Source organism: Methanobrevibacter sp., assembly GCF_045611865.1.
Taxonomy (GTDB): Archaea; Methanobacteriota; Methanobacteria; order Methanobacteriales; family Methanobacteriaceae; genus Methanocatella.
The window spans coordinates 1-12,049 of record NZ_JAZKXX010000069.1 but is presented as its reverse complement, the minus strand read 5'-3'; the positions used below and the strand labels follow the sequence as shown (position 1 = coordinate 12,049).

Sequence of the window (12,049 nt, the reverse complement as noted above, 5' to 3'; positions counted from 1 at the left end):
AATGATGGGGATAAAACATGTTAACATCTGTCCAAAAAGAAATTTTACAAACTTTAATTAATTTATATCAATCCTCAAACGGCAAATCCATTAAGGGAGAAGACATTGCAGAGGTTATGGGAAGAAACCCGGGAACAATCCGTAATCAGATGCAATCTCTAAGAAGTTTAAGTTTAGTCAAGGGTGTGCCAGGTCCAAGGGGAGGATATAAACCAACCATTGAAGCTTATCATTCATTAAATATTTCAGTTTCAGATAAGGATTCTAAAGTGCCTATCTATAAAAATGGTAAAAGGATTGAAGATATATCTGTTGCAAAAATTGAATTTACAAGTGTTCCACAACCAAGTGAATGTGAAGCTGCAATTAAGGTATTGGGCAGTATCAAAGACTTGAATTTAGGAGATACTGTAAGTATAGGTCCAACACCAGTAAACAACCTAGGGATTATGGGTGTTATTGTAGGTCGTGATGACATGGACAATATTCTGCTGGTGGATACATCCACAATAAGAAGTATTCCTAAAAAAACTGTTGGAGATATTGCCAGCCGTGATGTAATCTCATTTAAAATGGATTGCAGCATAAAAGAAGCTGCAAAAAAATTGGTTGAAAATAATATTGATGGTGCTCCTGTAATGAAGGATAAAAAAGTGGTGGGAGTATTTACATTATCAGATTTAGTTCATGCAATAGCCGAAGATAAAGAAAATTTAACTGTTGGGGACTTGATGTCAACAAATGTGGTTATTGTAAATGAAGATTTAAAAATAGCTAATGCTATTGAAGTAATGCTTAAAAAATCAATTTCCAGATTAATTGTAGCGGATAATAACCATGTTTTATTAGGTATTGTAACAAGAACTGATTTGATAAACAGCATTACCAATCTTGATCAATTTCCTATAATTACAAATTAATTTTTAAGTGATTTAATGAAAGTAAATCAAATCAATGTAGACAATAATATGAAAGTTTTGGATTTATTAAATGAATTTGATAAATCCGGTGTTTTAGGTGCAGGTAAAGTTGCTCGTGCCTGCAATGTCTTGACAGATATGATAAAAGACCCTGAAATGAAGGTATTCATGAGCCTTGGAGGACCTTTGATTCCAGGGGGCATGAGAAACATTGTAACTAAAATGATAAAAGAGGGTCATGTTGATTTGATAGTGTCAAGTGGGGCAAACATTACCCACGACCTTGTTGAGGCATTTGGGGGATCTCATTATCGCCATGAAGGACGTGACGATGAAGATTTAAATGCAGAGGGAATTGGAAGAATAGCAGACATTAATGTTGGCTCAGATGATTTTACAATTTTTGAAACAGAAATAACAAAAATATATGAAAGGATTTCATCTGAGAAAAAACACATTTCAATTCAAGAGTTAATTCATGAAATCGGAATTTTAGTTGATGATGAAAACTCATTTGTAGCGGCTGCTGCTCGAAATGATGTTCCAATATTTGCACCAGGCCTAATTGATTCAATGATGGGATTACAATTGTGGATTTTTTCACAAGATCATGATTTCGTGGTAGATGCCGTAGCAGACATGCATTACCTGTCAGATATTGTATTTGGAGCCGAGAAGGTAGGGGCTGTGCTTTTGGGAGGAGGCCTTACAAAACATTATACTCTAGCTTCCAACATACTTAAGGGAGGTCTTGATGCGGCCATTCAAATTACAATGGATAGGCCGGAGGCAGGCAGTCTAGGTGGCGCACCACTTGAAGAGGCAAAATCCTGGTCAAAGGCTAGATGCGGATCTAATCTCGCAAGTGTTGTTGGTGACGTTACAGTAATTTTTCCATTGATTTATGCAGCTGCTCTTGATAAAATTAAATGTGATTAAATGAGTTATATTATTTTAGCAATCTTATTCATGTTGTCTGGATTTTTTATGAAATTTTCAGATGACTTTTTCGATGAAAAGAATGATTTGATATTTGCCACAGTTTTAGGCATTTTATGCGCCATAGCTTCAGCGGCAGCGACACTTTATAGTGCTGAGGCAGCTTATATATTCTTAGCTATCCCTATAGGTAATTTAATCGCATTAAAGATTGATGGAATCCACCATGTCATTACACTGATATTATATATTGTAATATGTCTTGTTTTCGGACTTCCTGAATTGAACTTCGTGGTATTGTTAATCTGTATTTTATCAGCATTAACCGATGAAATCGGCCATGAGATGATACCAAAAATCACTGAAAACAGATTTTGGAACCTGTTTTTTGAATACCGTTTCGTGATGAAGATTGCCATATGTCTGCTTGCAGTCAGTGGTGTATTTAATATTTTAATATTTGTATGCTTTATCATGTTTGAGTTATCTTATGTGACTGCAGGTGTTGTTTTTGAAAAAAATAGTTAAAAGGAATTTAAAATTCCTTTAAATTCATTCGTCAAGTTCGATACCCATTTTACCAGCTACTCTAGCGAGTAATACGGTAACGATTACTGCAACAATAGTTACTACGATAGCATATATGAATAAACTTGGAAGGGCATCTCCAGTTCCGATAAATTGTTCGATTAATTTTTGGATTGCGTCGTTCCATGCTAAACCTGCAACGAATGCGAATGCAGTAGTAATTAATCCAAGGATAGTTTCCATGATTAATTTTGTTACATCGGATGCCACGTTTTCACCTCCATTTAACTAGGTTTGTTCAATGATTATAAGAACTATTATATTTTTTATTGTTTTTAATATAAAAGAATTACTTTAATGATTTGATTAATTCTTCGCATGCAAGTTTTGGATTTTCAGCTTCGTATATGCTTCTTCCAACTATGATTGCATTGGAATATTGTAGGGTTTTTGCACCGTCTCCACCTTGTTTTCCAACACCTGGAGATATTATGTATGCATCTGGACCGACTATATTCCGTATATCTGATAGTCTGTCAAGTCTTGTGGCTGGCGCAACATAGTTTGTAATTCCCATGTCAACTCCCATTTTGGCTATTTCATCTGCATTTTTTTGCAGGAACATTTTAGCTCCGGGATGTGACATTTCAGTAAGTAGGAACAATTCTTTTTCATGTTTATTTGCCATGTCAAGGCATGCCTGAACGCTGTCGGATCCTACAAATCCGTGGCATATTATAGCATCCGCTCCGGCTTTAAAGGTTTCATCGCATATTTTTGAGTTTGTTGCGTCAATGTCTGCTACTTTAAAGTCACATATTACTTTAAACCCAAATTGATTCTTTAATTTGTTTATAATTTCAAGGCCTTCTGCAAGTGCTAGTGGATAGCCAATTTTGATTGTATCGATGTAGCCTTTAATAGAGTCACAAATTTCAATGGCTTCTTTTTCACTCATCACATCAAGTGCTAGAATTAAATTATTTTTAATGTTCATAGTATCTACTTTGTTATTTATTTTATTAAGATTATTAATTTAACTTAGAATTTGTTCGGTATATTTCTAATAATATTTATATAGTATAAGGTATATAATATCATTATTCAATAAAACTTTAAAAGTTTTTAACTATAATTTAAATTTTTATTGAGTAATTTGTCAAATTATTTTGATATGTTATTTGGAGGAAATAAATTATGCATATTATGGAAGGATATTTACCATTAACATGGTGTATTATATGGTTCGTCATATCATTCATCGTTGTTGCATATGGTTTATATCAAATCAAAAAAATTGTAGACGAAACCCCTGATTCCAAAGCTTTACTTGCTGTAAGCGGTGCATTCATGTTCGTCTTATCATCTTTGAAACTACCTTCCGTTACTGGAAGCTGTTCTCACCCTTGTGGTAACGGATTAGGTGCAGCATTATTTGGTCCTGCTGTAACTGCAGTACTTGCAACTATCGTACTTTTATTCCAAGCAATCTTGCTTGCTCACGGTGGATTAACCACTTTAGGAGCAAACATTTTCTCAATGGGTATTGTCGGACCGTTTGCTGCATGGCTCGTATATAAAGGTTTAACTAAAGCTAATGTTTCATCAACTGTTGCAATTTTCTTTGCAGCATTCTTAGGTGACTTATTAACTTATGTAGCTACTTCATTCCAATTAGCTTTCGCTTTCCCAGCTCCTAGCTTTGGATCAGCATTAACCAAATTCTTAGTTATTTTCGCAGTAACTCAAGTACCATTAGCTATTGGTGAAGGTATCTTAACAGTAATTATCTGGGACAGATTAAAAGCTTACAAACCAAAATTGTTAGATAAACTTGGCGCATTAGCTCCTAATGAAGCATAAGGTGATAAATATGAAAACATCAACATTAATAATTTTAGCAATTGTTTGTTTAATATTGTTCATTGCACCATTAATTATGTTTAATGGTCATGGAGAAGATGACGGATACTTCGGTGGAGCAGACGATGCGGCTGGTGAAGCAATCGAAGAAACCGGTTTCGAACCTTGGTTTTCATCTATATGGGAACCACCTAGTGGTGAAATAGAAAGTTTATTATTCGCTCTTCAAGCAGCTATTGGTGCAATCATTATTGGTTATGCATTTGGTTACTGGAGAGGACAAGGTAAAGAAGAATAATTCTTCTTTATTATTTTTTCTTTTTTTTTAAAGTGATTTTATGAAATTCGATATGGATTATATTGCGCATAATAATGAGTTAACAGAATTCAATCCTTTTTTTAAACTGTTTTTGACAATTATATTATTAATTGTTACATTAGCATTTGATAATCTATATTTTGACGTGTTTATTTTTATTGTAATGTCTGTTATAATATTGGCCGTTGCTAAAATCAGCATTAAGTCTTATTTAAAATTCCTATCACTTCCAATGGCATTTCTTGTAATAACATGTATATTTTTAATATTCTTCTTTGGAAAAGGAGAGGTAATTTATGAAACTGGAATATTGGGCATTGTAGTCACTACCGACTCATTGCATTATGGTGTTTATACATTCATGCGTGTACTGGGATGTTTGCCTTGTTTAGGTTTTTTAGCACTCACAACACCTATTGCAAAGATTTTGAATTGTTTAAGAAAATTGAAAGTTCCAAAAGTCATGATAGAAATTGCTCTTTTGATGTATAATGCAATATTCATTTTCTTGAATGAAATTGATACAATGCAAAAGGCACAAAACAGTAGATTAGGATATCATTCATATTGGTCTTCGTTTAAATCTTTAGGAGCTCTTGCAAGTACAATATTTTTAAGGTCTCTTGATAAAAGTGAAACCTTGCAGTTTTCTTTGGATTCCAGAGGATATGATGGTGAACTTCCAGTTTATGAACCAAGAAAGAGGGAGAAGTAAAATGTTAGAAGTAAAAAATATTAAATATTCTTATAATTCAGATTATCAGGCACTGAGAGGAGTTAGTTTAAAAGTTGAAAGGGGAGAAATGGTTGCTCTTCTTGGAAAAAACGGTGCTGGAAAATCAACATTATTCTTACATTTAAATGGAATTTACGAACCTGATGAAGGGCAAGTCTTTATAGATGGTGAAGAATTAAAGTATGATAAAAAATCTTTACTTAAATTCCGTCAAAAGGTGGGAATTGTATTTCAAAATCCGGATGATCAGATTTTTGCTCCTACAGTTGAAGAGGATGTCGCATTCGGACCTCTTAATTTGGGATTGTCCATGGAGGAAGTTCAAGACAGAGTGGAAGAGGCTTTAGCTCGTGTTGGAATGAGCGGATTTGAAAAAACTGCTCCGCATCACTTGAGTGGAGGGCAAAAGAAAAGGGTAGCTATTGCAGGAATTCTTGCTATGAAACCTGAAGTGATGGTTTTGGATGAGCCTACTGCAGGTCTTGACCCACAGGGTGTTGTTGAATTGTCCAAATTATTAAATGAACTCAATGATGAAGGAATAACAATTATAATTTCAACACATGAAGTGGATTTGGTTCCGAATTATGCTTCAAAAGTCTTTGTTCTAGTGGATGGTTTATTGATTGGTGAAGGTACTCCTAAAGAGATTTTTGCTCAACCTGAAATATTAGAGCAAGCAAATCTAAAAGTTCCTATCGTTACAGAGTTATTCCAGGACCTTGAAGATGAAGGTTTTGACATGCATGGAGATTATCCGTTAACAATCGAAGAAGCTAAGGATAAGTTTTTAGAATTGTTAAACAAAAACTAATCTCTTTTTTTCAATTTATTTTTTTTTAATTTCAATTAAACATTTATATTAATAAAAACATACTTTTTTTTTAAGGTGAATTTAAATGAGAATTGGAATTTGTGATACAACATTTGCCCGTTTTGATATGGCTGCAGCAGCAATCGACGAGCTTAAAAACAATGCTTATGATTTGCAAATCATCCGCCAAACCGTTCCTGGAGTAAAAGATTTGCCTGTAACAGCTAAAATTCTCATTGAAGAGGAAAACTGTGATATTGTAATGGCACTTGGAATGCCAGGGCCAATGGAAAAGGATAAGATGTGTGCTCATGAAGCATCAACCGGCCTTATTAATGCACAGCTCATGACAAACACCCACATTTTGGAAGTGTTTGTACATGAAGATGAAGAAGAAGACCCCGTTGAACTTGCAAAGCTAGCAGAAAACAGAGCACGTGAACATGCACAAAACTTAATCAAAATGATGTATCACAGAAAAGCAATGAGAAAAGAAGCTGGAATGGGAATGCGTGAAGGAAAAGAAGATGCAGGACCATTATAATAAAGGTATAAAATGGCATTAGAAATCAAAAAGGAAGATAAAGAAGCTACTTATGTTATTCTTCCGGCATATAATGAAGAAACCAGAATCCAACCTGTAATTGAAGAGATTGCAGAGAAAGGATATAAGATGGTCATTGTCAATGACGGTTCTTCAGACAATACTTTAAAAGTCATCAGGGATTCACAGAGAAAATATCCTAAAAACATCTTCATTTACAGCCACATCATCAACCGTGGTGTGGGCATGGCAATGCAGACAGGTTTTGATGCGGTTTTAAAATACAATCCAAAATATATTGTCAATATGGATTCCGATGGCCAGCATTCAGTTGATGATTTGGAAAATGTTCTCGAACCCTTAATAACCGGTAGGGCCCAGGCGGTAATTGGAGTCAGGCCTCTAAAGGACATGCCATTAAGCAGAAATTTTGCAAATGCTGTCATGAATTTATTAACCAGAATATTATATGGAGTAAGTGTAAGTGATTCACAAACTGGCTTTAGAGCAATAACTGCTGAAGCACTAGAAAAAATTAATATCAATGCAAGAGGATATCTTATTTCATCCGAATTTATCCGTGAGGTCAATGATAATAATATTCCATTTGAAGAAGTTCCAATCAAAACAATATACACTCCTGAAACCCAAGCAAAAGGAACTAATGTCACAGAAGCATTTAAAATTCTAATTCAAATGATAAAACATCAATTTTAAGGTGATTAAATGTTATTATATTCAATTATATTTCCAATAATATCTTTAATAGCCATTGCATGGTTTTTATATAGGCATTTAAAGGGAAAAAATACGCTTACTACAGTAATATTGTGGACAATACTATGGATTTTTGTTATAATATTTTCAATTTTCCCTAATACAAGTTTTGTATTTGCTAGACTATTCGGTATAACACGTGGTCTGGACTTTTTGATTATTGTAGTGTTCATTGTATTGTTTTATACTGTTGTCAAACTATACTTCAGACTTGATGAGACACAAGATCAGTTAAATACCATTGTTAAAGAATTGGCTTTAAAAAACGAAATCACTCCAGATGAAGAGGAAGAATAATGCTTTATTTTAGAGGATGCACTGCAAGGGAAAAAGAAACCAGCATTCAAAAAGCAACTGAAACGCTTTTAGATTTAGCTGGTGTTGATTATCATTTATTAGATGATGAATCTTGTTGTGGGTCTGTTTTGCTTAGAACAGGTTTTATAAATGAAGCAAAAAATCAAATTTCTAAAAATACTCAAGTATTAAAAGGCGAAACAATCATCACTTCCTGTGCAGGCTGTTTTAAAACATTAAGTCAGGACTATGAAGGTTTAGAGGTTATTCACATATCCCAATTATTGGATGAATTGATTAGGGATGAAAAGCTTAATTTTGATAAAAATGATTTAAATGTCACTTATCATGATTCCTGTCATTTGGGCCGTCATATGGAAGTCTTTGATGAACCGCGTGATGTGATAATGTCAGTTGCAAATTTAATTGAAATGGAAAACATCCGTGAAGACAGCTTATGTTGTGGTGCGGGTGGTGGAGTAAAATCAGCTTATCCTGAAATTGCCGGGGAAATGGCAAAAGCAAGAATTGCCCAGGCAAAAGAGACTAATTGTAAAACATTGGTGACTCCATGTCCATTCTGTAAACTTAACTTAAAAAATGATGAACTTGAAGTTTTGGATTTAACTGAATTTTTGGTAAAATATGGTGGTGTAGATGAAAGCCAGTGAACTTGAAACAATGAGAAAATCTTTCAACACAGTTAAAAAGAGATCTTCTTCAATTAAAGACTCACCATCCACTAAAAGACTTATAGATAGAGTTCGTGATATTAAAAAATACTCTATTGAGGATAATGAGGAATTATTCAGACAGCTTAAGGAATCATTTGAACGTAATGATATTGAGTTGAAATTGGCCAAAACTTCAGATGACGCTTTAAATATTATTGATAATCTTCTCAGTGAATATGATGCAAGTGCCTTGGCAAAGGCCAAATCAAATACTTTAGGTGAAATCAACCTAAAACAGCATCTAAAAGATAAGGATATTGATGTTGTTGAAACTGATTTGGGAGACAGGATTCTTCAGCTTAAAAAAACTGATAACAAGCCAGTTCACCCGACAGGGCCTGCTTCACATCTAAACATTTCAAAGATTACTGACATTGTCAATGATTCTCTTGACGTGAATGTCAATCCTGAAGCCCGTGAGATTATGGAAGTCGTAAGGCAAGATGTACTAAATCGCCTAAAAAATGCAAGAGTAGGTATAAGTGGGGCCAATGCAATTGCATCCGAAGAAGGGTCACTTGTAATGGTGCACAATGAGGGTAATATTTCAATCATTTCACTAAAAGATTTGCATATAATTGTAGCTGGGATTGATAAAATCGTACCTTGTTTGGAAGATGCAATCTCCGTTGTAAAACTTGAGACAATATTTGCAACAGGAAACTTCGTAACATCATACATGAATGTGATATCCGGACCATCAAAAACCGCAGACATTGAAAAGAAACTCCTGAAAAATATGTATGGTGCAGAAAGAGTTGTAGTGGTGCTTTTAGACAATGGGAGAAGTGAAGCGACAGCTGAATGCCTTTACTGTATCGGTTGTGGAAACTGTGTGGTCCACTGTCCTGTATACAATGCCGTTGGAAACGAATTCGGATTCAACAACTATCTTGGCGGCCGTGGCGTTGCAATGTCAAAATTCATCGAGGACGATGAAACCTGTTTTAACTCAGGCCTTTACATGTGTACCCTATGTGGGTTGTGTACTTTAAACTGCCCTGTAGCTATCCCGACAAACGAAATCATTGAAAATATGAGAAAATTATCTACAGATGTTGGATTTTACCCAAAGGCTCATGGTAAAATTAAGGATAATGTTTCAAAAAATGATTCACCTTACTAATTTTAAAAATTTTTCAAAAAAACAATAATATTATAAGTAATAATGAAGTAATATTAATATATTATAAAATTATATTTTATTGGAGGAAATACATGCTTCTATTAATAAGCCCTATAAATCGTGAAGAAGCTCTAGAATCTATTGAAGGTGGAGCAGACATTGTTGATGTAAAAAATCCTAAGGAAGGTTCCCTGGGTGCTAATTTCCCATGGGTTATCAAGGAAATAAGAGAATTAACTCCTGAAGACAAGCTTGTTAGTGCTACTTTAGGTGATGTACCATACAAACCAGGTACAGTTTCTCTTGCAGCAATGGGTGCTCACGTTTCTGGTGCTGATTATATTAAAGTTGGATTATATGGAACAAAAGACCATGATGAAGCTGTTGAAGTCATGGAAAACGTTGTTAAAACTGTAAAAGATGTTAGTGAAGATACCATTATTGTAGCAGCAGGATATGCTGATGCTCACCGTGTAGGTGCAGTGGACCCTATGGATATTCCAAAAGTAGCTCGCGATGCAGGCTGTGACCTTGCAATGCTTGATACAGCTGTTAAGGATGGTCATACATTATTTGATTATTTAGATTTAGATCAATTGAAAGAATTTGTTGAAGAAGCTCACAGTTATGATTTGTTAACTGCACTTGCAGGTTCCGTTAAAAAAGACCAATTAAAACCATTGCATGATATCGGATGTGATGTTGTGGGTATTAGAGGAGCTGCTTGTGTAGGTGGTGACAGAAATACTGGTAAGATACACCACACTGCAGTAGCTGAGCTTAAAGAATTATTGGATTCATTTTAATCAGGTGTAATTATGTCATTTTCAAAAAAAGTTCAAGAAGCAAGAATGTCTTATACTTTTGATGATTTTCTTTTAACTCCTAATGCGAGTTATGTGGAACCTAAAGATATCGATACCACTGTAGAATTAGGTAAAGGAATCAAATTAAACATTCCGGTATTGAGTGCGGCTATGGATACTGTAACTGAAGCGGATCTTGCAATAGCTATGGCACAACAAGGTGGTGTAGGGGTAATTCACAGAAATATCTCACAAGATAGGCAAGTTGAAGAAGTTAAAAAAGTAAAAAATGCTGAAGATTTAACTATTCGTGATGTTATAACTATATCTCCGGATTCCACTGTTGGTGAAGCAGAATCTTTAATGCGTGACGAACTTATCAGCGGGTTGCCTGTTGTTGACGGCGATAAAATCATGGGTATCATATCCAAAAGGGATATCAGGCCGGTTTTAAATTCCGAACCAACTACTGCAATTAAAGAAATAATGACCTCTGATGTAGTCACTGTTGAAGAAGGGGTTTCAGCTGAAGAAGCATTAAATGTCGCTTATGAAAATAAAGTTGAAAGACTTCCTGTTGTTCGTGACGGCAAATTAGTTGGAATTATTACTATTAAGGATATTTTAAATAGGTCACAATATCCAAATGCTGCTCGTGATAAAAATGGAAACTTTTTAGTTGCCGCTGCATGTGGTCCGTTTGATTTGGACAGGGCAATGGCACTTGATCAAGCTGGTGCTGATATTATTTCTATTGACTGTGCTCATGCTCATAACATGAATGTGGTTAAGTTCACTGAAACTATTAAAGACAATATTGATGCTGAATTATGTGTGGGTAACATTGCTACTGCACAAGCTGCAGAAGACTTAATATCCATGGGTGTGGATGCACTTAAAGTAGGTATCGGTCCTGGTTCAATGTGTACCACCCGTATTGTGGCAGGTGTAGGTGTACCACAGCTAACTGCTATTTCAGATGTTGCTGATGCAGCTGCAGATTCTGGTGTTCCAGTTATTGCTGACGGAGGTATAAGATACTCTGGAGATGTTGCAAAAGCTATTGGTGCTGGTGCAGATGCAGTAATGCTTGGAAACTTACTTGCAGCTTCCTTAGAAGCTCCGGGGGACATTGTTGTAATGAATGGTAAACAATACAAAAAATACCGTGGAATGGGATCTATGGGTGCAATGACCAGCGAATATGATGGTGGAGCAGACAGATACTTCCAAGGTCAAAAAAGTAAAATGAACCATACAAAATATGTTCCTGAAGGAATTGAAGGTGCAGTACCATACAGAGGAACCATTGCTGAGATTTTATTCCAGTTAGTGGGTGGTTTGAAATCATCCATGGGGTACTGTGGTGCTAAGGATATCGAAGCAATGAAAGAAAAAGCACAATTTGTTAGAATTACAAGTAGTGGAATTAAGGAATCCCACCCTCATGACTTGTTGATTACTAATGAAAGTCCTAATTATCCAACTTTAGAATAGTTGGATATTATTTAATATTTATCTTTGATGGGAAGTTCAATAAAATAGTTGATTTATAGGGGGAAGTATTTTCTCATCAAATTTTTTATATTTTATACTCATTAGTGTTTTTTCTTAAAATTACTTATTTTTACCAAACCTTTAAATAT

General features: G+C 34.8%; 16 protein-coding genes. 14 read left to right on the top strand and 2 right to left on the bottom strand.

Going from position 1 to position 12,049, the window contains the following annotated elements:
* Positions 1 to 17: 17 nt before the first annotated feature.
* The 3 genes from ACKI32_RS08035 to ACKI32_RS08025 are packed head-to-tail and all read left to right on the top strand — an operon-like array spanning position 18 to position 2,387.
* Positions 18 to 920 (top strand): CBS domain-containing protein, encoded by a 903-nt coding sequence (locus tag ACKI32_RS08035; RefSeq protein WP_407415250.1) that lies wholly within the window; start codon positions 18 to 20, stop codon positions 918 to 920.
* 15 nt (positions 921 to 935) lie between these two features.
* A complete protein-coding gene (locus ACKI32_RS08030; protein ID WP_407415248.1) occupies positions 936 to 1,859 on the top strand; it encodes a deoxyhypusine synthase in 924 nt (307 codons plus the stop codon).
* A complete protein-coding gene (locus ACKI32_RS08025) occupies positions 1,860 to 2,387 on the top strand; it encodes a hypothetical protein (protein WP_407415246.1) in 528 nt (175 codons plus the stop codon).
* Between the two features lie 24 nt (positions 2,388 to 2,411).
* Here the strand turns inward: ACKI32_RS08025 and ACKI32_RS08020 are convergent, their stop codons facing one another.
* Positions 2,412 to 2,657, bottom strand: coding sequence for a DUF5654 family protein (locus ACKI32_RS08020; protein ID WP_407415244.1), 246 nt, complete (start codon positions 2,655 to 2,657; stop codon positions 2,412 to 2,414).
* 79 nt (positions 2,658 to 2,736) lie between these two features.
* Positions 2,737 to 3,384: an orotidine-5'-phosphate decarboxylase gene (gene pyrF, locus ACKI32_RS08015; protein ID WP_407415242.1), complete on the bottom strand. Its 648-nt coding sequence runs from the start codon at positions 3,382 to 3,384 to the stop codon at positions 2,737 to 2,739.
* A 200-nt stretch (positions 3,385 to 3,584) separates the two neighbouring features.
* Here pyrF and cbiM point away from each other — a divergent pair, with 200 nt between their 5' ends.
* The 11 genes from cbiM to guaB all read left to right on the top strand — a co-directional run bounded on the left by cbiM (position 3,585) and on the right by guaB (position 11,900).
* The gene (gene cbiM, locus ACKI32_RS08010; RefSeq protein WP_407415240.1) at positions 3,585 to 4,250 is read left to right on the top strand and encodes a cobalt ECF transporter S component CbiM; all 666 of its coding nucleotides are present in this window, start codon (positions 3,585 to 3,587) and stop codon (positions 4,248 to 4,250) included.
* A gap of 10 nt (positions 4,251 to 4,260) precedes the next feature.
* Positions 4,261 to 4,548 carry an energy-coupling factor ABC transporter substrate-binding protein gene (locus tag ACKI32_RS08005; RefSeq protein ID WP_407415238.1) on the top strand — a complete coding sequence of 96 codons (288 nt, stop codon included), beginning with the start codon at positions 4,261 to 4,263 and terminating at the stop codon, positions 4,546 to 4,548.
* 40 nt (positions 4,549 to 4,588) lie between these two features.
* Entirely contained in the window at positions 4,589 to 5,284 is a 696-nt protein-coding gene (gene cbiQ / locus ACKI32_RS08000; protein WP_407415236.1) for a cobalt ECF transporter T component CbiQ, read from the top strand.
* A 1-nt stretch (position 5,285) separates the two neighbouring features.
* Positions 5,286 to 6,119, top strand: coding sequence for an ATP-binding cassette domain-containing protein (locus ACKI32_RS07995; protein ID WP_407415234.1), 834 nt, complete (start codon positions 5,286 to 5,288; stop codon positions 6,117 to 6,119).
* Between the two features lie 85 nt (positions 6,120 to 6,204).
* Positions 6,205 to 6,663, top strand: coding sequence for a riboflavin synthase (gene ribC, locus ACKI32_RS07990; RefSeq protein ID WP_407415232.1), 459 nt, complete (start codon positions 6,205 to 6,207; stop codon positions 6,661 to 6,663).
* A 12-nt stretch (positions 6,664 to 6,675) separates the two neighbouring features.
* Positions 6,676 to 7,380: a glycosyltransferase family 2 protein gene (locus ACKI32_RS07985; RefSeq protein WP_407415230.1), complete on the top strand. Its 705-nt coding sequence runs from the start codon at positions 6,676 to 6,678 to the stop codon at positions 7,378 to 7,380.
* A 9-nt stretch (positions 7,381 to 7,389) separates the two neighbouring features.
* On the top strand, positions 7,390 to 7,737 hold the full coding sequence (locus ACKI32_RS07980; RefSeq protein ID WP_407415228.1) for a DUF2304 domain-containing protein: 348 nt from the start codon (positions 7,390 to 7,392) through the stop codon (positions 7,735 to 7,737).
* A complete protein-coding gene (locus ACKI32_RS07975) occupies positions 7,737 to 8,408 on the top strand; it encodes a (Fe-S)-binding protein (RefSeq protein WP_407415226.1) in 672 nt (223 codons plus the stop codon). The genes ACKI32_RS07980 and ACKI32_RS07975 overlap by 1 nt, the downstream gene beginning before the upstream one ends.
* Positions 8,395 to 9,597 carry an LUD domain-containing protein gene (locus tag ACKI32_RS07970; RefSeq protein ID WP_407415224.1) on the top strand — a complete coding sequence of 401 codons (1,203 nt, stop codon included), beginning with the start codon at positions 8,395 to 8,397 and terminating at the stop codon, positions 9,595 to 9,597. Before ACKI32_RS07975 ends, ACKI32_RS07970 begins: the two co-directional genes overlap by 14 nt.
* A gap of 92 nt (positions 9,598 to 9,689) precedes the next feature.
* A complete protein-coding gene (locus tag ACKI32_RS07965) occupies positions 9,690 to 10,403 on the top strand; it encodes a (5-formylfuran-3-yl)methyl phosphate synthase (RefSeq protein ID WP_407415222.1) in 714 nt (237 codons plus the stop codon).
* A 12-nt stretch (positions 10,404 to 10,415) separates the two neighbouring features.
* Positions 10,416 to 11,900: an IMP dehydrogenase gene (gene guaB / locus ACKI32_RS07960; protein WP_407415220.1), complete on the top strand. Its 1,485-nt coding sequence runs from the start codon at positions 10,416 to 10,418 to the stop codon at positions 11,898 to 11,900.
* The last annotated feature ends 149 nt before the right edge of the window (positions 11,901 to 12,049 follow it).